Raw genomic sequence first — 24,672 nt, forward strand, 5'->3', positions numbered from 1 at the left:
CGATGATCAAACCACACCTGGTACGTTGGGCGGCGATTGCTGCGCTGACCGCCGCCGCCTGTTTTAGCGTTACCGCCGCGCCACAACCCGCCGCACCGCCCGTTTCCTACGGTGTCGAAGCCGATGTGTTTCATCCCGTGCGGGCGAAGCAGGGCATGGTCGCCTCGGTGGATGCCGCCGCCACCCGTGCCGGGGTGGAAATTCTAGAGCAGGGCGGCAACGCCGTCGACGCCGCCGTGGCGGTGGGGTATGTCCTGGCGGTGACGCATCCTCAGGCCGGGAATCTCGGCGGTGGCGGCTTTATGATGCTGCGCACCAAAGAGGGAAAGACCACCGCTATCGATTTCCGTGAAATGGCCCCGGCTGCGGCTACACGGGATATGTTTCTCGATGACCAGGGCAACCCCGACAGTAAAAAATCCCTGACCTCACATCTGGCCTCCGGCGTACCGGGCACGGTTGCCGGTTTCTCGCTGGCTCTGGAGAAATATGGCACGCTGCCGCTGAAAAAAGTGATTCAGCCCGCGCTGAAACTGGCGAAAGAGGGCTTTGTGGTTAACGACGCCCTTGCTGACGATCTGAAAACCTACGGCAGCGAGGTGCTCCCCAACCATGAGAACAGCAAAGCCATCTTCTGGAAGGCGGGTGAACCGCTGAAAAAGGGCGACAGGCTGGTGCAGGCTAACCTGGCGAAAAGTCTGGCGCTGATCGCTGACCAGGGATCGGATGCTTTCTACAAAGGGGAGATCGCCGACCAGATTGCCGCCGAGATGAAAAAGCACGATGGCTTAATCGATAAAAACGATCTAGCCAACTACCGGGCGGTGGAGCGGGAGCCGATAAGCGGTGAGTATCGCGGCTATCAGGTCTTCTCGATGCCGCCACCGTCCTCCGGCGGGATCCATATTGTGCAGATCCTCAATATCCTGGAGAACTTCGATCTGGCGAAGGCGGGCTTCGGCAGCGCCGATGCGATGCATCTGATGGCGGAGGCGGAAAAATATGCCTATGCCGATCGCTCCGAATACCTCGGCGACCCGGATTTTGTTCGCGTCCCCTGGCAGGCATTAACCAGCAAAGCGTACGCCAAATCGATAGCGGCGCAGATCGATCCGGCCAAAGCGAAGCCGTCGAGTCAGATCCGTCCCGGCAAGCTGGAGCCGTATGAAAGTAATCAGACCACCCATTACTCGGTGGTGGATAAAGACGGCAATGCGGTCGCGGTCACCTATACCCTGAACACCACCTTTGGGTCGGGGATTGTGGCGGGTAATACCGGTATTCTGCTGAACAATGAAATGGATGACTTCTCTGCCAAGCCCGGCGTGCCGAATGTTTACGGGCTGGTGGGCGGCGATGCCAACGCCGTCGGGCCGAAGAAACGACCGCTGTCGTCCATGTCGCCGACCATCGTGGTGAAAGACGGAAAAACCTGGCTGGTCACCGGCAGCCCTGGCGGTAGCCGGATTATCACCACCGTGCTGCAAATGGTGGTAAACAGCATCGATTTTGGAATGAACATCGCCGAAGCCACCAATGCGCCACGCTTCCATCATCAGTGGCTACCGGACGAGCTGCGGGTGGAGAAGGGCTTTAGCCCGGACACGCTGAAGCTGCTGGAGCAGAAAGGGCAGAAAGTGGCGGTAAAAGAGGCGATGGGCAGCACCCAGAGCATTGTCGTCGGCCCGGATGGCACGCTGTACGGGGCGTCTGATCCGCGTTCGGTGGATGATTTAACCGCCGGATATTAATCGCGTTTCCCTCTCCCACACCGGGAGAGGGTTTTCCTGCTTACTTCATTCGCGCCATAAAGTACGCATCCACGTATTCCCCGTCGCGCAGAGCGTATTGCCTGCCGGTGCCTTCCACCTCGAAACCATACTTGCGGTAAAGCGCCAGCGCGGCAGGGTTGTCGGTATAGACCGTCAGCTCAATACGCGTGATGCGCAGCCAGTTGTCGCAGAGGTTTACCATTTCGGCCATCAGCGCACTGGCGACGCCGCGTCCCTGAAAGGCGGGGGAGACGCCGATACCAAAGGTGGCAACGTGGCTGCGGCGCGGGTTCTGCTCCACGAGCAGGGTCAGGTTTCCTGCCACCCTGTCGTCAATGCAGGCCAGCAGATGTCGGCGGCCTGCCGTCGGCGTGAGGCGCTCCTGCCACCCGTCCAGCGTGGGATGGGGTAGCTGTAGCACGTCGCGATACACCTCAGGCTGCGCGTAAATCTGGCGAATGGACTCGGCATCGCGGGTTTCAGCAGGGCGTATCACTATCTCACTCATTGTTTCTCTCCGTTTAGGGGCAAGTATTCCCTTTTAACGTTATTGACTTTCGGATCCCAGTCAACTGCCATTTTTTGCAAAAAAGGGGTAGACAAGTGCGAATGATAATGATTATTATTGTCATGCGTTCAGGGAGACCCCCGTGGAGAACCTGAAAGCACGACATTGCTCACATTGCTTCCAGTATTATTTTAGCCAGCCGGGTGCTGGCTTTTTTTTGCCTGAAATTCGGGGAAAGAAAACGGGAAGCGGGCGGGCAGTGGCCCGCCACAGTGCGCATTAGACGCGTTTTTTACCTTTTACGTCGCTTTCGGCGAGCGGCAGCGCTTCCGGGGCGGAAGAGGTCTCGGCCAGCAGGCCTACCACGTTGGTTTTTTCTTGCACAGGCTGGAGCTGCTCGGATTTGCCGTTAAAGACAGCGCCTTTTTTAATGGTCAGCGAATTCCAGACGAGCGTGCCGGTGATATTGCCATTCTCATACACGTCGATGGTTTCGCTGCGGCAGTTGCCGTTAACAACGCCGTCGATAATCAGCTCCCGGCTGGTGATATCGCCTTCCACCACGCCGTTACGCATAATTTTAATCAGGCCTTCTTTGGCGTCGATATTGCCGTGGACCGTACCGTAAATGTAAACCTGACCGTTAGAGGTGATATTCCCGTCGAAGCGTACACCGCTGGCGATCACGGTATTGCTCTGCTTCTCATCGCGAGGAACCTCTTTCTCGACGATGGGCGCTGAGGCGGGAGTACTGACAACGGGGGTTTGCGTCGCTGCTTCGGCTGCTTTGTTTTTTCCAAACATATGATTAACCTGCTTGTGTAAGGCGTGAATAACGAAGGCAATAATGGCAAGCGCTGCGGTCAGCAGCGCCCAGGAATGGGCGTCATAACACCAGGCCACCAGCGAGAGTGACCAGAAAAAAAATGCGGTATTCAGAAAAAGATAGACTCTTCCCATGCTGAACTGATGGCTACTCCATTAGCGACCGTGCGGCGTTGTCTACGGCAAAAAGAGCTGCACCGCGACCGCTGTGTGGTTGGGTGTATTGATAAAGCATTTGTTTCTTATCGGCATGGTTATCCGGGAACTTCAGGGCCGGGTCAAGAGTATGGGGCTATTTTTGGGATTTTTAATAAGCTGTTTACAAAGGGAAATGGCGAACAGCGTCATCTGGCGTTAAGGTAAACGGAGTCTGCATACCTTCAGGAAGCGATTATGACTCTTCATTGCGCCTTTATTGGTTTTGGTAAAAGTACCACCCGCTATCATCTTCCCTACGTTCTCAACCGCAAAGAGAACTGGCACGTTGCGCATATTTTTCGTCGCAGCGCGAAGCCGGAAGAGCAGCAACCCCAGTATCAGCATATCCACTTTACCAGCGATCTGGATGAGGTCTTAAACGACCCGCAGGTGAAGCTGGTGATTGTCTGTACCCACGCCGACAGCCATTTTGACTATGCGAAGCGCGCGCTGGAGGCGGGGAAAAATGTGCTGGTAGAAAAACCCTTTACGCCGACGATGGCTGAAGCGAAGACGCTGTTCGCGCTGGCGAGAAGCAAAGGGCTGACCGTCACGCCCTATCAGAACCGTCGCTTTGACGCCTGCTTCCTGACGGTCAAAAAGGTGATTGAGAGCGGTAAGCTCGGCGATATCGTCGAAATTGAAAGCCACTTCGACTACTACCGTCCGGTTGCCGAAACCAAACCCGGCCTGCCGCAGGATGGCGCTTTTTACGGCCTTGGCGTGCATACGATGGATCAGATTATCTCCCTGTTCGGTCGCCCGGACCACGTCGCTTACGACATCCGCAGCCTGCGCAACAAGGCCAACCCGGACGATACCTTTGAGGCGCAGCTGTTCTATGGCGATCTCAAGGCGATTGTGAAAACCAGCCACCTTGTGAAAATCGACTACCCGAAATTTATCGTTCACGGCAGCAAAGGCTCGTTGATCAAATACGGTATCGACCAGCAGGAAACCAGCCTCAAGGCCAATATCATGCCTGGTGAGCCGGGCTTTGCCGCGGATAGCAGCGTCAGTCTGCTGGAGTACGTTAACGACGCGGGCGAGAGCGTACGCGAAGAGCTCGCCAGCGAAATCGGAGACTACGGTTATGTCTACGATGCGCTCTATAACACTCTGACAGCGGGTACAGACAATTACGTCAAGGAAACTGAAGTACTCACCAATCTTGAGATCCTCGAACGGGCCTTCGAACAGGCTTCTCCCTCGACTGTAACGCTTGCTAAATAGCTTTCACAGACTCCTCTGCACTTGTTCACATTTTTTGAACAGAGGAGTCAATTTTCACCCTCTATCATCCTGAGCCATTCGAGTACAAACTGACTCCATCGAAACGAACATGGGGAAAGACAAATGATTTACTTACGCAAAGCGAACGACCGTGGGCATGCTAATCATGGCTGGCTGGATTCCTGGCACACCTTCTCTTTCGCCAACTATTATGACCCTAACTTTATGGGCTTCTCGGCGCTGAGAGTGATCAACGATGACGTTATCGATGCAGGCCAGGGGTTTGGTACCCACCCGCATAAAGATATGGAAATCCTGACCTATGTGCTGGAAGGGGCGGTCGAGCATAAAGACAGCATGGGCAACAAAGAGCAGGTTCCTGCCGGTGAGTTCCAGATTATGAGCGCCGGTACCGGGGTTCAGCACTCGGAGTACAACCCGAGCGAAACTGAACGTCTGCACCTGTATCAAATCTGGATCATGCCGGAAAAAAATGGCATCGCACCGCGCTATGAGCAGCGCCGGTTTGACGCTACTCAGGGCCGCCAGCTGGTACTGTCGCCGGATGCCCGCGACGGGTCGCTGAAAGTGCACCAGGATATGGAACTGTATCGCTGGGCGCTGCTGAAAGATGAGCAGTCCGTGTACCAGATTGCTGCCGAACGTCGGGTGTGGATCCAGGTCGTAAAAGGCAACGTGACGATCAACGGCACCAAAGCCACCACCGCAGATGGTCTGGCGATTTGGGACGAGCAGGCGCTCTCCGTGCATGCCGACAGCGACAGCGAAATCCTGCTGTTCGATCTGCCACCGGTTTGATCTCCGGTAAATAAAGTACGTAACCTTCCCCGTTAAGGGGAAGGTTCTGCTTAGTCCGTGATAAACTGGGGAAATGTTTTCTCAGCGCATGTTCACAGGACGATGAAAAAGAAAAGACCCGTACTTCAGGATGTTGCCGATCGCGTTGGCGTGACCAAAATGACGGTCAGCCGTTTCTTACGTAACCCGGAGCAGGTGTCTGAGGCGTTACGGGGTAAGATCGCCGCGGCGCTTGATGAACTGGGTTATATCCCCAACCGTGCGCCGGATATGCTATCCAATGCGACCAGCCGTGCGATTGGCGTTCTGCTTCCCTCCTTAACCAACCAGGTATTTGCTGAAGTTCTGCGCGGCATTGAAAGCGTGACGGATGCGCACGGCTATCAGACCATGCTTGCCCACTACGGCTATAAAGCCGAGCTGGAAGAAGAGCGCCTGGAATCGATGCTGTCGTGGAATATCGACGGCCTGATCCTGACCGAACGCACCCACACCGCCCGCACCCTGAAGATGATTGAAGTCTCCGGTATTCCGGTGGTGGAGCTGATGGACAGCCAGTCTCCCTGCCTTGATATCGCCGTTGGCTTCGATAACTTTGAAGCCGCCCGACAGATGACCGCCGCGATTATCCAGCGTGGTCGCCAGCATGTGGCCTATCTGGGGGCACGTCTCGACGAACGAACTATCATCAAACAGCAGGGGTATGAACAGGCGATGCGCGATGCCGGTCTGACGCCGTACAGCGTGATGATTGAGCAGGCCTCCTCCTACTCCACCGGGAGCGAGCTGCTACGTCAGGCGCGGCGTGAATATCCGCAGCTCGACAGTATTTTCTGCACCAACGATGACCTGGCGGTCGGCGCGGCCTTTGAGTGCCAGCGCCTGGGTCTGCGTATCCCGGAGGATATGGCGATTGCCGGTTTCCACGGCCACGATATCGGCCAGGTGATGGAACCCCGGCTGGCCAGCGTCCTGACGCCGCGTGAGCGGATGGGACGAATCGGTGCCGAACGCCTGCTGGCGCGCATTCGCGGGGAGATCGTGACGCCTAAAATGTTAGATTTAGGTTTCACGTTGTCGCCGGGTGGATCTATTTAAGCTGTAAAATTTGAACTAGCTCACACTTATCCACTTCTGGCACGAATGGTTATTGCGTCCATTTTACCCCGGCAGGACAATGTTACCGATAACAGTTACCCGTAACAGCCTCTTTAACCTTTCTGTGGGAGCGACGCCTTGAGCACGACTAACCATGATCACCGCATCTACGTCCTGATGGGCGTATCGGGCAGCGGCAAATCCGCCGTTGCCAGTGAAGTAGCCCATCAGATGAGCGCCGCGTTCCTTGATGGCGACTTCCTCCACCCGCGCTGCAATATTGCCAAAATGACCGCCGGTGAGCCGCTGAACGATGACGACCGTAAGCCCTGGCTGCAGGCCCTGAACGATGCCGCTTTTGCGATGCAGCGTACCAACAAAGTTTCCCTGATCGTCTGCTCGGCGCTGAAAAAGCACTACCGTGACATTCTGCGCGACGGCAACCCGAACCTCTCCTTTATCTACCTGAAAGGGGATTTCGAAGTGATCGAAAGCCGCCTGAAGGCGCGTAAAGGTCACTTCTTCAAAACCCAGATGCTGGTGACTCAGTTCGAAACCCTGGAAGAACCGGGTGCGGACGAATCTGACGTGCTGATTGTGGATATTGATCAGCCGCTTGAAGGCGTTGTTGCCAGCACCATTGCAGTGATTAATAACTAAAAAAGGCAGTAAAAAGTGAGTACTTTAACGCTAGTTTTAACAGCGGTCGGCTCGGTATTGCTGCTGCTGTTTTTAGTCATGAAGGCGCGTATGCATGCCTTTGTGGCCTTGATGGTGGTGTCCATTGGTGCCGGTCTGTTTTCCGGTATGCCGCTCGATAAGATCGCAGCGACCATGGAAAAAGGGATGGGTGGTACGCTGGGCTTCCTGGCGATTGTGGTGGCGCTGGGCGCGATGTTTGGCAAGATTTTGCATGAAACCGGCGCGGTCGATCAGATAGCCGTCAAAATGCTGAAATCCTTTGGTCATAGCCGTGCCCACTACGCTATCGGCCTGGCCGGGCTTATCTGTGCGCTGCCGCTGTTCTTTGAGGTGGCGATTGTGCTGCTGATTAGCGTCGCGTTCTCGATGGCGCGCCACACCGGTACCAACCTGGTGAAGCTGGTGATCCCGCTGTTTGCCGGCGTCGCCGCTGCGGCCGCATTCCTGCTGCCGGGGCCTGCGCCGATGCTGCTGGCCTCCCAGATGCACGCCGACTTTGGCTGGATGATCCTGATTGGCCTGTGCGCCGCGATCCCGGGGATGATTATCGCTGGGCCGCTGTGGGGCAACTTTATCAGTCGCTACGTTGAGCTGCATATTCCTGACGACATCAGCGAACCGCATCTCGGCGAAGGTAAAATGCCCTCCTTTGGCTTTAGTCTGGCGCTGATCCTGCTGCCGCTGGTGCTGGTGGGTCTGAAAACCATCGCCGCACGTTTTGTCGCCGAAGGCTCCACGGCCTACGAATGGTTCGAGTTTGTCGGCCATCCGTTTACCGCCATTCTGGTGGCCTGTCTGGTGGCAATTTATGGTCTGGCGATGCGTCAGGGCATGCCGAAAGATAAGGTGATGGAGATCTGTGGTCACGCGCTGCAGCCGGCCGGGATTATCCTGCTGGTGATCGGTGCGGGCGGCGTATTCAAACAGGTACTGGTAGATTCCGGCGTCGGCCCTGCGTTGGGTGAGGCGCTGACCGGTATGGGTATGCCGGTGGCGATCACCTGCTTTATTCTGGCCGCCGCGGTGCGCATTATTCAGGGTTCGGCAACGGTCGCCTGTTTAACCGCGGTCGGGCTGGTGATGCCGGTTATCGAACAGCTTAACTACTCCGGCGCGCAGATGGCGGCACTCTCCATCTGTATCGCGGGCGGTTCTATCGTGGTGAGTCACGTGAACGACGCTGGCTTCTGGCTGTTCGGTAAATTTACCGGCGCAACCGAAGCGCAGACGCTGAAGACCTGGACGATGATGGAAACCATCCTCGGCACCACGGGCGCGATAGTCGGGATGATTGCGTTTAGCCTGTTAAGTTAAGTTTTTCATGCAACTCTCCTGAAAGGAGAGAAATAACGCTGAAGCCGGGCCGCATCGTTTATGCGGCCCGGTTTTTTTATTGCTTTTTTGGCGGCAGGATGTGACCCGGGAAACAATTCCAGGGTTGCTTGCCTTACTGTGTAAGGTTATTATTCATCCGTAAAGGGAGAGGGTCAGGATGACACTGCTTCACTTTGTTGAAACGACTGCATTTCAGCGCAGGATAGATGCGCTGCTGAGCCGGGAAGAGTACCGGATTTTTCAGGAATACCTGCGGTTCTGGCCGGATTCGGGGGCTATCATTTCCGGAACCGGTGGCTGTCGTAAGGTCCATTGGGCTATCCAGGGAAAGGGGAAGCGCGGCGGAATACGGGCCATCTACTACTATCTGGCGGATGCTGGGGAGATCTATCTCCTGCAGGCTTTTGCCAAAAATGAACAGGATGACCTCACGGATGAGCAGAAGAGTGTGCTCAGAAAGTACATGACAAGACTGGAGAATACCTGATGAAAGATGAACTGTTCAGCGAGCTAATTGACAGCGTCCGCGAAGCGACGGAAATTCGCCAGGGCCTGAAACAGCCTGCGCGTGTGACGACTTTTGTCCTTCCTGATGTTAAAGCCATCCGTGCAGTTGCCGGGCTGACTCAGACCGAATTTGCCAGCGCGGTGGGCGTGTCGCCTTCACTGGTTGAAGCCTGGGAACAGAAAAACCGTACCCCTCGCGGCAGCAGCTTAAAGGTTCTGCGCCTGCTGGAGCGCGAACCTTCCATGCTGAATCTTATCCGCTCGCTGTAACGACCCGGCCGCGGTGGCCGGGGGCACGAGATTTTACCCTTTCATCCACGCCCGGATACCGTCCAGGAACATCTGGGTGGCCAGCATGACCAGAATCAGTCCCATCAGGCGCTCAAGGGCGTTGACGCCTTTCTCGCCCAGCAGGCGCAGGAACAGCGATGACTGCAGCAGGATTGCCACCGTGCCGCCCCAGGCAATCAGCAGGGCGATAACCAGATGCCCCATTTGATTCGGGTACTGGTGCGACAGCAGCATCAGCGTTGCCAGCAGGGTTGGACCGGCAACCAGCGGGATCGCCAGCGGCACGATAAACGGTTCTTCACCGGCGGGTAAGCCGGTCGTGCTGCCCGTGGCGCTGGGGAAAATCATCTTGATAGCGATCAGGAACAGAATAATCCCGCCGGAGATCGAAACCGTTTCGGCGCGCAGATTCAGGAAGGAGAGAATTTTCTCCCCGGCGAACAGGAAGATCAGCATCAGGAGCAGCGCGATCAGCAGCTCGCGGATCATAATCGCCCGGCGACGCTTCGGCTCCGTATGCTTGAGCACGGACATAAAAATCGGCAAATTGCCGAGCGGGTCCATGATAAGAATCAGTAAAACAGTCGCGGAGATAATTTCAGTCATACTGCATGGTCCCTGTTCATAAATTATATAAAATAAGTTCTGTTTCTGATCGCCGCACAATCATTGATTAATTTCACTTGCGACTTTAGCTGCATTTTGTAAGGTGAGAACTATATCCACCAAATATTGGCTACAGCACACATCTTTGCAGGAAACACGCTATGAAAAATGTTGGTTTTATCGGCTGGCGCGGAATGGTCGGCTCCGTACTCATGCAACGCATGGTTGAGGAGCGTGATTTCGACGCCATTCGCCCTGTTTTCTTCTCAACCTCCCAGTTCGGCCAGGCAGCACCGGCTTTCGGCAGCCACACCGGCACGCTGCAGGACGCATTTAATCTGGACGCGTTGAAGGCACTCGACATCATTGTCACCTGCCAGGGCGGCGATTATACCAACGAAATCTATCCAAAGCTTCGTGAAAGCGGCTGGCAGGGTTACTGGATTGATGCGGCGTCTTCTCTGCGCATGAAAGATGACGCGATTATTATCCTCGACCCGGTAAACCAGGCGGTGATTACCGACGGCCTGAACAACGGGATCAAAACCTTTGTCGGCGGCAACTGTACCGTCAGCCTGATGCTGATGTCGCTGGGTGGTCTCTTCGCCAATGACCTGGTGGAGTGGGCGTCTGTGGCAACCTATCAGGCCGCATCCGGCGGTGGCGCACGCCATATGCGCGAGCTGCTGACCCAGATGGGCCAGTTGCAGCATCACGTTGCGGAAGAGCTGGCTAACCCGGCCTCGGCGATCCTCGATATCGAACGTAAAGTCACGGCGCTGACGCGCAGCGGCGAACTGGCGGTGGACAACTTCGGCGTACCGCTGGCCGGAAGCCTGATCCCGTGGATCGATAAACAGCTGGATAACGGTCAGAGCCGCGAAGAGTGGAAAGGGCAGGCCGAAACCAACAAAATTCTGGCGACATCCTCCACCATCCCGGTTGATGGCCTCTGTGTCCGTATCGGCGCGCTGCGCTGCCACAGCCAGGCGTTTACCCTCAAGCTGAAAAAAGATGTCTCCATTGCGACGGTGGAAGAGCTGCTGGCAGCCCATAACCCGTGGGCGAAAGTGGTGCCGAATGACCGTGAAATCTCCATGCGTGAACTGACGCCTGCCGCGGTAACCGGCACGCTGACCACGCCGGTTGGCCGTCTGCGTAAGCTGAATATGGGCCCGGAATACCTATCCGCCTTCACCGTTGGCGATCAGCTGCTGTGGGGCGCGGCCGAACCGCTGCGCCGCATGCTGCGCCAGCTCGCATAATCTTTCCCGAACGTTGAACAAGGGGTGCCATCGGCACCCCTTTTTTTATCTCTCTCATAGGGAAAAACAATAAATGTTCAAATTTTTCAGGGGTCCGGTTCAGCCCTGGCTATTCTTAAAACTGTTGCCTGAAAATTGGACGGCGCAAAGAGGATGCACGCTGGTGCTGCACCGTACAGGTTAAAAAAGTGCCGTATTGTCCGGAAGAGTCGGCACGATAAAACAGGATGAAAAAACATGTCCCTGTGTATCGATCGAGATGTGATTAACGCGCTAATTGCCGGGCATTTTGCGGATCCTTTCTCCGTTCTCGGTATGCACAGCACGGAAAATGGCCTGGAAGTGCGTGCACTGCTGCCTGACGCTACGGAAGCCTGGGTGATTGAAACCAAAACCGGGCGTAAGGTTGCCGGGCTGGATAGCCTCGATTCCCGCGGCTTTTTTTGCGGCGTGGTTCCGCGGCGTAAAAATCCCTTTCGCTATCAGCTGGCGGTCACCTGGCACGGTCAGCAAAACCTGATTGACGATCCTTACCGATTTGGCCCGCTGCTGCAGGAGATGGACAGCTGGCTCCTGTCGGAAGGGACCCACCTGCGGCCCTACGAAACCCTGGGCGCACATGCGGACACGATGGACGGCGTGACCGGCACCCGCTTTTCGGTCTGGGCACCTAACGCACGTCGCGTCTCCGTCGTCGGCCAGTTTAACTACTGGGATGGTCGCCGCCATCCGATGCGTCTGCGTAACGAGAGCGGAATTTGGGAACTATTTATTCCCGGCGCCCACAATGGCCAGCTCTATAAATTCGAGATGATCGATGCTCACGGCAAGCTGCGCATTAAGGCTGACCCTTACGCCTTTGAAGCGCAGATGCGCCCGGAAACCGCGTCGCTGATTTGCGGCCTGCCGGAGAAAGTGGTCCAGAGCGAGGCGCGCAAAGCGGCCAACCGCTTCGATGCGCCCATCTCCATCTATGAGGTGCATCTCGGCTCCTGGCGGCGACATACCGACAATAACTTCTGGCTTAGCTATCGCGAGCTGGCGGACCAACTGGTGCCTTACGCAAAGTGGATGGGCTTCACCCATCTGGAACTGCTTCCGGTTAACGAGCATCCCTTTGACGGTAGCTGGGGCTATCAGCCGACCGGTCTATACGCGCCCACCCGGCGTTTCGGCACCCGGGACGACTTTCGTTATTTTATCAATGCCGCCCACGCAGCCGGGTTGAGCGTGATCCTTGACTGGGTGCCGGGGCATTTTCCGTCCGATGATTTTGGTCTGGCGCAGTTTGACGGCACCGCGCTCTATGAGCACGGCGACCCCCGCGAAGGCTATCACCAGGACTGGAACACGCTGATCTACAACTACGGCCGCCGGGAAGTTAGTAATTACCTGGTGGGTAACGCCCTCTACTGGATCGAACGTTTCGGGATTGATGCGCTGCGGGTGGATGCGGTGGCCTCGATGATTTATCGCGACTACAGCCGTCATCAGGATGAGTGGGTGCCGAACGAATACGGTGGACGGGAAAACCTCGAAGCCATTGAGTTTCTGCGCAATACCAACCGCATTCTTGGCGAGCAGGTGCCTGGCGCGGTCAGCATGGCGGAAGAGTCCACCGACTTTTCCGGCGTCTCGCGCCCTTCAACAATGGGCGGGCTGGGATTCTGGTTTAAGTGGAACCTCGGCTGGATGCACGACACCCTCGACTATATGAAGCTGGACCCGGTTTATCGCCCGTATCACCACGATAAGCTGACCTTCGGCATGTTCTACAACTACAGCGAAAACTTCGTGCTGCCGCTCTCGCACGATGAGGTCGTGCACGGCAAAAAATCGATCCTCGATCGGATGCCGGGAGATGCCTGGCAGAAATTTGCCAATCTGCGGGCCTACTACGGCTGGCTGTTTGCCTTCCCCGGTAAAAAGCTGCTGTTTATGGGCAATGAGTTTGCCCAGGGCCGCGAGTGGAATCACGACGCCAGCCTCGACTGGCATCTGCTGGAAGGCGGCGATAACTGGCACCACGGCGTACAGCGCCTGGTGCGTGACCTGAACCATACCTATCGCCACCACCGGGCGCTGCACGAGCTGGACTTTGACCCTTACGGTTTTGAATGGCTGGTGGTGGATGACCATCAGCGCTCGGTCTTTATCTTTGTGCGCCGGGATAAGCAGGGCAATGAAATTATCGTTGCCAGCAACTTCACCCCGGTTCCGCGTCACGACTACCGCTTTGGCATCAACCAGCCAGGCCGCTGGCGCGAAGAGCTGAATACCGACTCGATGCACTATCACGGCAGCAATACCGGCAACGGCGGCGGGGTCTACAGCGACGACATTGAGAGTCACGGGCGTCCGCACTCCCTGAATATCACCCTGCCGCCACTGGCGACGATCTGGCTGATTCGGGAGGGCGAATGACCCGACTCACGGCAGGCTCTCCGACGCCGCTGGGCGCGCACCACGATGGCAACGGGGTGAATTTCACGCTGTTCTCCGCTCATGCAGAGCGGGTTGAGCTGTGCCTGTTCGATGCCGAAGGCAACGAACAGCGGTTCGATCTCCCCGAGCGCAGCGGCGATATCTGGCACGGCTACTTCGCCGGACTGAAGCCGGGCCAGCGCTATGGCTACCGGGTGCACGGTCCCTGGGAGCCTGCTCAGGGACACCGGTTTAATCCGGCGAAGCTGCTTATCGATCCCTGCGCCCGGCGCATAGACGGTGACCTGCCTGACGATCCCGTTTTTCACGGTGGCTACGACACGCCTGACCCGCATGACAGCGCCGCCAGGATGCCAAAATCGGTGGTCGTCGATACCCACTACGACTGGGAAGATGACGTACCACCGCGTACGCCCTGGGGCAAAACGGTAATTTACGAGGCGCACGTTAAGGGCCTGACGACTCTGCACCCGGCGATCCCTGAGGCCATCCGTGGCCGCTGGCAGGCGCTGGCGCATCCGGCCATGATTGCCCATCTGCAGCGGCTCGGCATCACCGCCCTGGAACTGTTGCCGGTCACGCATTTCGCCAGCGAGCCGCGCCTGCAGCGCCTCGGACTCAGCAATTACTGGGGCTATAACCCGCTGGCACACTTCGCGCTGCATCCCGACTACGCCAGCAGCCCGGAAAACGGACTCAACGAGTTTCGTGATGCGGTGAAGGCGCTGCACAAGGCCGGAATTGAAGTGATCCTCGACGTAGTGCTGAACCACAGCGCCGAGATCGATCTCGATGGTCCGACCGTCTCCCTGCGCGGAATCGATAACCGCAGCTATTATTGGATCAGAGAGGATGGGGATTATCACAACTGGACCGGCTGCGGTAACACCCTCAATTTAAGCCATCCTGGTGTGGTGGAGTATGCCCTGCAGTGCCTGCGCTACTGGGTTGATGTTTGCCACGTTGACGGTTTCCGCTTTGATTTAGCCTCGGTGATGGGACGGACACCCGACTTCCGCCAGGACGCACCGCTGTTTGCTGCGATGAAAAACGATCCCCTGCTATCGGCCGTGAAGCTTATTGCTGAACCCTGGGATATCGGTCCGGGCGGCTATCAGGTGGGCAACTTCCCACCGCCCTTTGCCGAGTGGAACGACCATTTCCGCGATACCGCCCGTCGCTTCTGGCTGCTCCGGGACGTATCTAACGGCGATCTGGCCCGGCGTTTTGCCGCCTCCAGCGATGTCTTCCAGCGCGGTGGCCGCCTGCCGTCCGCCTCAGTCAATCTGGTCACGGCGCACGACGGTTTCACCCTGCAGGACTGCGTGAGCTTCGGGCATAAGCACAACGAAGCGAACGGGGAAGATAACCGCGACGGCACCGGCAGCAACTACAGCAATAACCACGGTAAGGAAGGCCTGGACGTCAGTCATCAGGTGGTTGAGCGACGTCGCGCCAGCGTTCACGGTTTGCTGACGACTCTGCTGCTGGCGCAGGGCACGCCGATGCTGCTGGCCGGGGATGAGCACGGCCACAGCCAGCATGGTAATAACAATGCCTACTGCCAGGACAACGCCCTGACGTGGCTGGATTGGAAAAATGCCGACGAGGGGCTGACCGGGTTTACCGCCGCGCTTATCCAGCTGCGGCAGCGTATTCCCGCGCTGACCCGCGACGCGTGGTGGCAGGAAAATGACGGTAGCGTGCGCTGGCTGAACCCGCAGGGCCAGCCGCTGAACGCCGGGGAGTGGCAGCAGGGTGCGCACAGCCTGCTGATCCAACTGAGTGAGCACTGGTTAATTGCAATAAATGCCACCGCCAGCGCGGTGGAGATGGTGTTACCCGAAGGAGAGTGGCGCGCCATTCCTCCTTTTGCCGGAGAGGACAATCCCGTCACTCTGACCGTCTGGCATGGGCCCGCACAGGGAGTTTGCGTTTTTCACAGGTCATAACAACGGAGTGATTTATGGTTCAGCTTGATAAGAACACTTCTATGATGCTGGCGCGGCAGCTGCCGCTGAAATCGGTCGCCCTGATTCTGGCCGGAGGGCGCGGCACGCGGCTAAAAGATTTAACCAAAAAACGCGCCAAGCCAGCGGTCCACTTTGGCGGCAAGTTTCGCATTATCGATTTTGCACTCTCTAACTGCATCAACTCTGGTATTCGCCGTATCGGGGTGATTACCCAGTACCAGTCCCATACCCTGGTGCAGCATATCCAGCGCGGCTGGTCCTTCTTAAACGAAGAGATGAATGAGTTTGTCGACCTGCTGCCCGCCCAGCAGCGCGTGCATGCGGAGAACTGGTATCGCGGCACGGCGGATGCGGTGACGCAGAACCTCGATATTATTCGCCGCTATCAGGCCGAGTACATCGTGATCCTCGCCGGTGACCATATTTACAAGCAGGACTACTCGCGGATGCTGCTGGACCACGTCGAGAAAAATGCCCGCTGCACCGTGGCCTGCCTGCCGGTGCCCCTGGCGGAAGCGAGCGCTTTCGGCGTGATGGCCGTGGATGAAAACAGCCGGGTGATCGATTTTATTGAGAAGCCCGCTAAACCGCCCGCCATGCCGGGGGATGCCACAAAGTCGCTGGCCAGTATGGGGATCTACATCTTCGATGCGGACTATCTCTATACCCTGCTGGAGGAGGACGATCGCGACGAAAACTCCAGCCATGACTTCGGCAAGGACATTCTTCCCCGCGTGACCAAAGCGGGCGAGGCCTGGGCGCATCCTTTCCCGCTCTCCTGCGTGCAGTCCGATCCGCAGGCTGAACCTTACTGGCGTGATGTTGGCACCCTGGAAGCCTACTGGAAAGCCAATCTTGACCTGGCTTCCGTAACGCCGGAGCTGGATATGTACGACCGGACCTGGCCGATTCGTACCCATATGGAGCCGCTGCCGTCGGCGAAATTTGTCCAGGATCGTTCCGGGAGCTACGGCATGACCCTGAACTCGCTGGTCTCCGGCGGCTGCATTATTTCCGGTTCGGTGGTGGTGCAGTCGGTCCTGTTTCCACGGGTACGGATCAACTCGTTTTGCAATATCGACTCGACGGTTCTGCTGCCGGATGTCTGGGTAGGACGCTCATGCCGTCTGCGGCGCTGCATTATCGATCGTGCCTGTGAGATCCCTGAAGGCATGGTGATTGGTGAGAACGCGGAAGAAGACGCCCGCCGTTTTTATCGTTCAGAAGAAGGCATTGTGCTGGTTACGCGCGAAATGCTGCGCAACTTACAGGATTAACAGCACTCGTTATGACCTTGCGCGGAAGGGGTCCGCGCGCTGTTTTACCGCCGACGCGAGGCGTTGCCGGGCATGAGCAGGAGCAATGATGCAGGTTTTACACGTATGTTCTGAGATGTTTCCGCTGCTGAAAACCGGCGGACTGGCGGACGTGCTGGGGGCGCTGCCTGCGGCGCAAATTGCCGATGGCGTGGATGCGCGGGTGCTGATCCCGGCATTTCCCGATATCCGTCGTGGCGTGCCCGATGCTCAGGTGGTGACCCGGCGTGACACCTTTGCCGGTCGCATCAGCCTGCTGTTCGGGCGCTATAACGGCGTGGGCATTTATATGATTGATGCCCCGCATCTGTATGAACGTCCCGGCAGCCCGTATCACGATACGCATCTGCACGCTTATACGGATAACGTGCTGCGCTTTGCGCTGCTCGGCTGGGTGGGGGCGGAAATGGCCTGCGGGCTGGATCCGTTCTGGCGTCCGGACGTGGTACACGCCCACGACTGGCACGCGGGGCTGGCTCCGGCCTACCTTGCCGCACGCGGGCGTCCGGCGAAGTCGGTCTTTACGGTGCATAACCTGGCCTATCAGGGTATGTACTACGCGCACCATATGAGTGAGATCGACCTGCCCTGGTCGTTCTACAACATGCACGGGCTGGAATTTAACGGCCAGATTTCGTTTCTCAAGGCCGGGCTCTATTACGCTGATCACATTACGGCGGTCAGCCCCACCTACGCCCGTGAGATCACCGAGCCGGAGTTTGGCTACGGAATGGAGGGGCTGCTACGCCAGCGCCATAAAGAGGGGAGACTGTCGGGGATCCTTAACGGCGTGGATGAAAAAATCTGGGATCCGGACAACGATCTGCTGCTGGCGGCGCGCTACACCCGCGACTCGCTGGAAGAGAAGGCAGAGAACAAACGTCAGCTGCAAATTGCGATGGGGCTGAAGGTGAATGACAAAGTCCCGCTATTTGCGGTGGTCAGCCGACTGACCAGCCAGAAGGGGCTGGATCTGGTGCTGGAAGCGCTGCCTGGCCTGCTGGAACAGGGCGGACAGCTGGCGCTGTTGGGAGCGGGCGACCCGGTGCTGCAGGAAGGTTTTCTGGCCGCCGCCGCCGAGCATCCCGGACAGGTGGGCGTGCAGATAGGTTACCACGAAGCCTTCTCGCACCGGATTATGGGCGGCTCGGACGTTATCCTGGTCCCGAGCCGCTTTGAACCCTGCGGCTTAACGCAGTTGTACGGGTTGAAATACGGCACTCTGCCGTTAGTTCGACGTACCGGCGGGCTTGCCGATACGGTATCGGATAGTTCGCTGGAAAATCTGGCAGATGGTGTCGCCAGTGGCTTTGTTTTTGAAGACAGTAATGCCTGGTCGCTGCTCAGGGCGATCCGGCGTGCTTTCGTGTTGTGGTCCCGCCCGTCACTCTGGCGCTATGTGCAGCGTCAGGCGATGAGCATGGATTTTAGCTGGCAGGTGGCGGCGCAGTCCTACCGCGATCTTTACTTTCGGTTGAAGTAGCTTCCAGGAACACTTAAATGAACGCACCTTTTACTTACGCTTCACCCACGCTCAGTGCCGAAGCGCTGAAAAACTCCATTGCCTACAAGTTGATGTTTACCATCGGCAAGGACCCGGCCATTGCTAACAAGCATGAATGGCTGAATGCGGCGCTTTTTGCGGTACGCGACCGGATGGTGGAGCGCTGGCTGCGTTCTAACCGGGCGCAGCTATCGCAGGAAACGCGTCAGGTTTACTACCTGTCGATGGAATTTCTGATTGGCCGGACCCTCTCCAATGCGCTGCTGTCGCTCGGGATCTATGACGACGTCAACGACGCGCTGGCGGGAATGGGCCTGGACCTGGCGGAACTGATTGATGAAGAAAACGACCCGGGACTGGGCAACGGCGGCCTGGGGAGACTGGCCGCCTGTTTCCTCGACTCGCTGGCCACTCTCGGTCTGCCGGGGCGCGGATACGGTATCCGCTACGACTACGGTATGTTCCGGCAAAATATCGTCGACGGGCGACAAAAAGAGTCCCCCGATTACTGGCTGGAATATGGTAATCCGTGGGAATTTAAGCGCCACAACACGCGCTATAAAGTGCGTTTTGGTGGCCGTATCCAGCAGGAGGGCAAGACATCCCGCTGGCTTGAAACTGAGGAGATCCTGGCCGTTGCCTACGACCAGATTATCCCCGGCTACGATACTGACGCCACGAACACGCTGAGGCTGTGGAGCGCGCAGGCCAGTAGTGAAATCAATCTCGGTAAGTTTAACCAGGGGGATTACTTCGCGGCGGTCGAGGATAAAAACCACTCGGAAAACGTCTCCAGGGTGCTTTATCCGGACGACTCCACCTATTCCGGGCGCGAACTGCGCCTGCGCCAGGAGTACTTCCTGGTCTCCGCCACGGTGCAGGATATTCTCAGCCGCCACTATCAGCTGCACCAGACCTACAGCAACCTGGCGGATAAAATCGCTATCCATCTGAACGACACTCACCCGGTGCTGTCGATTCCGGAGCTGATGCGCCTGCTGATCGACGAGCATAAGTTTGCCTGGGATGAGGCGTTTGAGGTGACCTGCCAGGTCTTCTCCTACACCAACCACACCCTGATGAGCGAAGCCCTGGAAACCTGGCCGGTGGATATGCTGGGTAAAATCCTGCCGCGCCATCTGCAGATTATCTTTGAGATCAACGACTACTTCCTGAAAACCCTGCAGGAGCAGTATCCCAGCGATGCCGGGCTGCTGAGCCGGACCTCGATTATCGATGAGTCCCACGGTCGCCAGGTGCGGATGGCCTGGCTGGCAGTCGTGGTCAGCCATAAAGTTAACGGCGTATCGGAACTGCACTCGAACCTGATGGTGCAGTCCCTGTTTTCCGATTTCGCCGACATCTTCCCCAACCGCTTTACCAACGTGACCAACGGCGTCACGCCGCGCCGCTGGCTGGCGCTGGCGAATCCGCCGCTCTCCGACGTCCTGGATGAGCATATTGGGCGCACCTGGCGGACGGATTTAAGCCAGCTAAGCGAACTGGAGCAGCACCTGGACTATCCGCTGGTCAATCAGGCGGTACGGCAGGCCAAGCTGGATAACAAAAAACGGCTGGCGGCCCTGCTGGCGCAGCAGCAGAACCTGGTGGTCAATCCTAAGGCGCTGTTTGACGTGCAGATCAAGCGTATTCACGAGTACAAGCGCCAGCTGATGAACGTGCTGCATATCATTACCCGCTACAACCGCATTAAGGCCGAGCCGGATGCCAACTGGGTGCCGCGGGTCAACGTGTTCGCCGGGAAAGCCGCCTCGGCCTACTATATGGCGAAGCACATTATCCACCTGATCAACGACGTGGCGGCCGTGATCAATAACGATCCGCAAATCGGCGATAAGTTAAAGGTGGTGTTTATCCCGAACTACAGCGTCAGCCTGGCGCAGATCATCATTCCGGCGGCGGATCTCTCCGAGCAGATCTCGCTGGCCGGGACCGAAGCCTCCGGCACCAGCAATATGAAATTTGCGCTTAACGGGGCGCTGACCATCGGCACCCTCGACGGGGCCAACGTCGAGATGCTGGAACATGTGGGCGCGGAAAATATCTTTATCTTCGGGAATACGGCGGAAGAGGTGGACGCACTGCGTGCTGCGGGCTACAAACCCCGTGAATACTATGAAAAAGATGAAGAGTTACGCCAGGTACTGACGCAAATTGGCACCGGTCTGTTCAGCCCTGACGAGCCGGGCCGCTACCGCGATCTGGTGGATTCGCTGATTAACTTTGGCGACCACTATCAGGTGCTCGCGGATTACCGCAGCTACGTGGACTGCCATGAGAAAGTGGACGAGCTCTATCGTCATCAGGAAGAGTGGGCCACCAAAGCGATGCGTAATATCGCCAATATGGGCTATTTCTCTTCTGACAGGACGATTCAGGAGTACGCGGATAAGATCTGGCATATCGATCCGGTCAGGCTGTAGAAATGCGCCCCTCATCCGGTCACGGTGAGGGGCGTTTTAAGACTTACGATGCTAAAGACAGCTCACGCTTTCCCGCATGCTGCGTCAGCCACTGGGCAACGCGGGACTGTTCATCGGCGTTCAGCCACATGCCCAGTTTGGTACGACGCCAGATAGCGTCATCCAGACGGCGTACCCACTCGTGCTCGACCAGGTAGCGCAGCTCTGCTTCGTAGAGATCGTGACCGAAGTGTTCCCCCAGATCGCTCAGGCTCTGCGCCTCGCCAAGTACCTTCTCGCTGTTGCTGCCGTAGGTGCGGGCGTAGTGGCGTGCCATCGCTTCGCTGATAAACGGATAGCGACGGCGCAGCTTCGCGGCATAGTCGTCGCGATCGCCACCGATATCGCCGCCGGGCATTACGGCGTTGCGGGTCCAGGCCGGGCCGATCCCCTGGTAGTAGGAGGCCAGTTTTTCCATCGCGTGCTCGGCCAGCTTGCGGTAGGTGGTTAGCTTGCCGCCGAACACCGACAGCAGCGGAGCCTGACCATTTTCGTCATGAATATCGAGCGTATAGTCGCGGGTGATGGCCTGCGGCGAGTCGGATTCGTCATCGCACAGCGGACGCACGCCGGAGTAGGTCCAGGCGATATCGTCCCGCGACAGTTGCTGTTTAAAGTGGCCGTTATACACCTTCAGCAGGTAGTTAATCTCGTTTTCGTCGATTTCGACATTTTTTGGATCGCCGTTGTATTCCACGTCGGTGGTGCCGATGATGGAGAATTCGTCCATCCACGGGATCACAAACACGATACGCTTATCTTCATTCTGCAGGATATAAGCCTGTTTCTGCGTATGCACGCGCGGCACCACAATATGACTGCCTTTAATGAGGCGGATGCCGTACGGCGACGGCAGGTGCATCCCTTCATCGAAGAACTGTTTCACCCAGGGGCCGGTGGCGTTCACCAGACCGCGCGCCTGCCAGCTAAATTTCTCGCCGGTATCGATATCTTCCGCTTCCACGATCCACAGACCGTTTTCGCGGCGGGCGGAAACGGCGCGGGTGCGGGTGCGTACTTCGCCACCTTTACGCTCAACCATCTGAGCGTTCGCGACGACCAGTCGGGCATCGTCCACCCAGCAGTCAGAATATTCGAAACCGCGCACGATTTCCGGTTTCAGCACCGATTCTGCGCCAAAACGCAAACCTTTCGAACCCGGCAGGCTGGTGCGTTTTCCCAGATTATCGTACATAAACAAACCGATACGGATCATCCAGGCCGGGCGCAGGTGCGGGCGGTGAGGTAAACGAAAGCGCATCGGGAAGGCGATATGCGGGGCCATTTTCAGCAGCACTTCACGTTCGGCCAGCGCTTCACTGACCAGACGGAATTCGTAGTGCTCAAGGTAGCGCAGCCCGCCGTGAATCAGCTTTGAGCTGGCGCTGGAGGTGGCACAGGCCAGGTCCTGCGCTTCCAGCATCAGTACGGATAAACCGCGACCGGCGGCGTCTGCCGCGATCCCCGCGCCATTAATACCGCCGCCTATCACAATCAGATCTTTCGTTTCCATGCTTGCCACCTTCACACTTTCGTTAAAGCTCATAAATGTTCGTTATCGCTCATAATAGCAAAGGAAAGCGCATTTGGTAACATGAAAAAAACATTTAAGGGTGATGGGTGTAACACAATGGGCGTCAGGTTCGGTAAAACGCGGGAATACCCGACCGGATACCGGTCGGGTGGGTAGTGTAAATCAATTATCGGCGCTGACGGGTGGCGGCTCTGCGCCGTGTATCGAGGTCTTTAATCAGGCGATTGATACCCTCATCGGCGAACAGCTTTTCCAGGGAGAGGCTCAGTTTGCGCCGCCAGTTGGGATACTGGTCGCTGGTGCCGGGAACGTTGACCGGTGTGGCCATATCCAGCCAGTCTTCCGGCTGCAGCCCCAGCAGGGCGCTGTTGCTGTCGGCAATATAGCGTTGCATTCCACGGTTAAGGATCGGCGTCATCTTCATCCGCCCGGCATGATGTCCGGTACGTTTCGGCAGGCAGCCATAGCGATGCAGAGCATCGAGCAGCCCCTGTTTGGCCCGGGCGCGATCTTCATACAAACCGCCCAGGATGACCTTGTCCGGGTAGAGTCCCAGCGTCTCGCCGAGGGCTAAATCGCCGGCTTCCCAGTAGCCGCGCAGGGTGGGCAGATCGTGGGTGGTGGCGACGGCCATTGACTGCTGTACATACGCCCTGGGTGCGCGAAACGTGGCCTGTGCCGTATTTTCGAAATAGAGCACCTTATAGGAGTAAACGCCGCCTTTATGCAACTTGCCGACGATCTCCTCCGGGACGGTGCCCAGATCTTCGCCGATCACCATACAGCGATGGCGATGGCTTTCGAGGGCGAGGATCGCCAGCAGATCGTCCACCGGATAGTGGACATAAGCACCGTAGTCGGCGGTTTCTCCGTAGGGGATCCACCACAGGCGCAGCATCGACATGACATGGTCAATTCGCAGCGCCCCGCAGTGTTGCATATTGGCGCGCAGCATCTCGATAAAGGGCGCGTAGGCCCGGGCAGCCATAATATGCGGGTCCATCGGCGGCAGGCCCCAGTTTTGGCCCAGCGGGCCCAGAATATCCGGCGGTGCGCCAACGGAGGCTTTCAGACAGTACAGCTCCCGATCGCACCAGCTCTCAGATCCGCCTTCCGCAACGCCTACCGCCAGGTCGCGATAGAGCCCGATCGGCATCGCCAGGCGCTGGCATTCGGCCCAGCACTCGGCGAACTGAACGTGGGCCAGCCACTGGAGCCACAGATAAAAATCGACCTCGTCGGCGTGCTGCTGACAGAACTGCTGTACCTCGGGGCTATCGATCTGCTGATACGCCTCAGGCCAGACGGGCCAGCCCCAGCGGGTGGTATCTTCCTGCATCTGCCGGGCGTGCAGGGCATCGAAGGCGGCCTGCCAGTACAGACCCTCGCCCTGACCGGTCACAAACTGGCGAAAGGTCACGACGGCGTGGTCGTCCGCCGGGCGAGAGGTGAAGCCTTTCCAGGCCAGCTGAAGCGCGTGGAGCTTGAGCCCTGTAACAATGGTGTAGTCGACCTGCTCCGCGTCCCGGACGGATTTCAGGGTTTTGCGGGTGGCGGGTCGATCCCACCAGCGTTGTGCTTCCGCGCTGCGGCGGAAATCCTCCACCGCGTTAACGTCGATATAGAGAACGTTCAGCCAGCGGCGGGAAGAGGGGCTGTAAGGGCTGGCACTCTCCGGGCTTGCCGGGTAGAGGGCATGAATGGGATTCAGACCAATAAAGGCCCCGCCACGACGGGCGATTTCCGGCAGCATCGCCCGTAAGTCGCCGAAATCACCGATCCCCCAGTTATGCTCTGAGCGCAGGGTATAGAGCTGGATACAGGCGCCCCAGAGCTTTTGTTGCGCTTTCAGCGCCTCTGGCTCGTAGCAGCGTGCCGGGGCGATAATCACCCGGCAGTGCCAGCGTTGATCTGCCTGCGTCAGGGTCAGGTCGTGGTAGCCCTGGGCCAGACGGGCAGGGAGCGGCAGGCTTTCACCGCCACGGATCTGCCCCTGGTACTGGCGACCTGCTTCCGTGGTCAGCCGCCATTCAAAGGTGCCTTTGCCCGCAACCGGTAGAGACTTTTTTAGCCCCTGTCGGCAGACCAGCACGGGGGGGATCGCCGCGCTGTCGTCCGTGGACGGCATATGCATCGCCGCCAGCAGACGGCGCTTTGTCTCTGCGCCGATCGACTGTGGCTTGCCGTGGGCGTTGATATAGCTGGGGCCAATCCCGGCCGCCAGCGCATCGCGGTTAAGGTGTTTGCTCTCCATAAGC

19 protein-coding genes are annotated in these 24,672 nt (G+C 57.7%); 14 read left to right on the plus strand and 5 right to left on the minus strand.

Annotated features, from left to right (window positions below):
- The first annotated feature begins 2 nt into the window (after positions 1-2).
- The gene (gene ggt / locus EDF81_RS19620; protein ID WP_123349841.1) at positions 3-1,751 is read left to right on the plus strand and encodes a gamma-glutamyltransferase; all 1,749 of its coding nucleotides are present in this window, start codon (positions 3-5) and stop codon (positions 1,749-1,751) included.
- 40 nt (positions 1,752-1,791) lie between these two features.
- On the opposite strand, the gene yhhY is transcribed toward ggt, so the two are convergent.
- The gene (gene yhhY / locus EDF81_RS19625) at positions 1,792-2,280 is read right to left on the minus strand and encodes an N-acetyltransferase (RefSeq protein WP_123349842.1); all 489 of its coding nucleotides are present in this window, start codon (positions 2,278-2,280) and stop codon (positions 1,792-1,794) included.
- Between the two features lie 279 nt (positions 2,281-2,559).
- A complete protein-coding gene (locus EDF81_RS19630; RefSeq protein WP_123349843.1) occupies positions 2,560-3,240 on the minus strand; it encodes a polymer-forming cytoskeletal protein in 681 nt (226 codons plus the stop codon).
- A gap of 258 nt (positions 3,241-3,498) precedes the next feature.
- Here EDF81_RS19630 and EDF81_RS19635 point away from each other — a divergent pair, with 258 nt between their 5' ends.
- From EDF81_RS19635 to nadS, 7 genes are all read left to right on the plus strand, one after another.
- Positions 3,499-4,536: an oxidoreductase gene (locus EDF81_RS19635; protein WP_123349844.1), complete on the plus strand. Its 1,038-nt coding sequence runs from the start codon at positions 3,499-3,501 to the stop codon at positions 4,534-4,536.
- 123 nt (positions 4,537-4,659) lie between these two features.
- Positions 4,660-5,355 carry a pirin family protein gene (locus EDF81_RS19640; protein ID WP_123349845.1) on the plus strand — a complete coding sequence of 232 codons (696 nt, stop codon included), beginning with the start codon at positions 4,660-4,662 and terminating at the stop codon, positions 5,353-5,355.
- A 102-nt stretch (positions 5,356-5,457) separates the two neighbouring features.
- Entirely contained in the window at positions 5,458-6,453 is a 996-nt protein-coding gene (gene gntR / locus EDF81_RS19645) for a gluconate operon transcriptional repressor GntR (RefSeq protein WP_123349846.1), read from the plus strand.
- A 138-nt stretch (positions 6,454-6,591) separates the two neighbouring features.
- Positions 6,592-7,113 (plus strand): gluconokinase, encoded by a 522-nt coding sequence (gene gntK / locus EDF81_RS19650; protein ID WP_123349847.1) that lies wholly within the window; start codon positions 6,592-6,594, stop codon positions 7,111-7,113.
- Positions 7,114-7,128: 15 nt separating this feature from the next.
- The gene (gntU, locus tag EDF81_RS19655) at positions 7,129-8,469 is read left to right on the plus strand and encodes a gluconate transporter (protein WP_123349848.1); all 1,341 of its coding nucleotides are present in this window, start codon (positions 7,129-7,131) and stop codon (positions 8,467-8,469) included.
- Between the two features lie 178 nt (positions 8,470-8,647).
- Entirely contained in the window at positions 8,648-8,977 is a 330-nt protein-coding gene (locus EDF81_RS19660) for a type II toxin-antitoxin system RelE/ParE family toxin (protein ID WP_123349849.1), read from the plus strand.
- The gene (gene nadS, locus EDF81_RS19665) at positions 8,977-9,267 is read left to right on the plus strand and encodes a NadS family protein (protein WP_123349850.1); all 291 of its coding nucleotides are present in this window, start codon (positions 8,977-8,979) and stop codon (positions 9,265-9,267) included. Before EDF81_RS19660 ends, nadS begins: the two co-directional genes overlap by 1 nt.
- Before the next feature lie 33 nt (positions 9,268-9,300).
- Here the strand turns inward: nadS and EDF81_RS19670 are convergent, their stop codons facing one another.
- Positions 9,301-9,894, minus strand: a complete 594-nt coding sequence (locus EDF81_RS19670) for a YhgN family NAAT transporter (RefSeq protein ID WP_123349851.1) — start codon at positions 9,892-9,894, stop codon at positions 9,301-9,303.
- A 161-nt stretch (positions 9,895-10,055) separates the two neighbouring features.
- Between EDF81_RS19670 and asd the strand changes: the two genes are divergently transcribed.
- The 6 genes from asd to glgP all read left to right on the plus strand — a co-directional run bounded on the left by asd (position 10,056) and on the right by glgP (position 20,841).
- Positions 10,056-11,159: an aspartate-semialdehyde dehydrogenase gene (gene asd, locus EDF81_RS19675; RefSeq protein WP_123349852.1), complete on the plus strand. Its 1,104-nt coding sequence runs from the start codon at positions 10,056-10,058 to the stop codon at positions 11,157-11,159.
- A gap of 237 nt (positions 11,160-11,396) precedes the next feature.
- Positions 11,397-13,583, plus strand: a complete 2,187-nt coding sequence (gene glgB, locus EDF81_RS19680) for a 1,4-alpha-glucan branching enzyme (protein ID WP_123349853.1) — start codon at positions 11,397-11,399, stop codon at positions 13,581-13,583.
- Positions 13,580-15,556 (plus strand): glycogen debranching protein GlgX, encoded by a 1,977-nt coding sequence (gene glgX, locus EDF81_RS19685; protein ID WP_123349854.1) that lies wholly within the window; start codon positions 13,580-13,582, stop codon positions 15,554-15,556. The genes glgB and glgX overlap by 4 nt, the downstream gene beginning before the upstream one ends.
- Positions 15,557-15,570: 14 nt before the next feature.
- Positions 15,571-16,854, plus strand: a complete 1,284-nt coding sequence (glgC, locus tag EDF81_RS19690) for a glucose-1-phosphate adenylyltransferase (protein ID WP_123349855.1) — start codon at positions 15,571-15,573, stop codon at positions 16,852-16,854.
- Between the two features lie 88 nt (positions 16,855-16,942).
- The gene (gene glgA / locus EDF81_RS19695; RefSeq protein WP_123349856.1) at positions 16,943-18,376 is read left to right on the plus strand and encodes a glycogen synthase GlgA; all 1,434 of its coding nucleotides are present in this window, start codon (positions 16,943-16,945) and stop codon (positions 18,374-18,376) included.
- A 17-nt stretch (positions 18,377-18,393) separates the two neighbouring features.
- The gene (gene glgP, locus EDF81_RS19700) at positions 18,394-20,841 is read left to right on the plus strand and encodes a glycogen phosphorylase (RefSeq protein WP_123349857.1); all 2,448 of its coding nucleotides are present in this window, start codon (positions 18,394-18,396) and stop codon (positions 20,839-20,841) included.
- A 43-nt stretch (positions 20,842-20,884) separates the two neighbouring features.
- On the opposite strand, the gene glpD is transcribed toward glgP, so the two are convergent.
- Positions 20,885-22,393, minus strand: coding sequence for a glycerol-3-phosphate dehydrogenase (gene glpD / locus EDF81_RS19705; RefSeq protein ID WP_123349858.1), 1,509 nt, complete (start codon positions 22,391-22,393; stop codon positions 20,885-20,887).
- A gap of 187 nt (positions 22,394-22,580) precedes the next feature.
- Entirely contained in the window at positions 22,581-24,668 is a 2,088-nt protein-coding gene (gene malQ / locus EDF81_RS19710) for a 4-alpha-glucanotransferase (RefSeq protein WP_123349859.1), read from the minus strand.
- Between the last annotated feature and the right edge of the window lie 4 nt (positions 24,669-24,672).

The sequence above is a fragment of the Enterobacter sp. BIGb0383 genome, from assembly GCF_003751845.1.
Lineage (GTDB): Bacteria > Pseudomonadota > Gammaproteobacteria > Enterobacterales > Enterobacteriaceae > BIGb0383.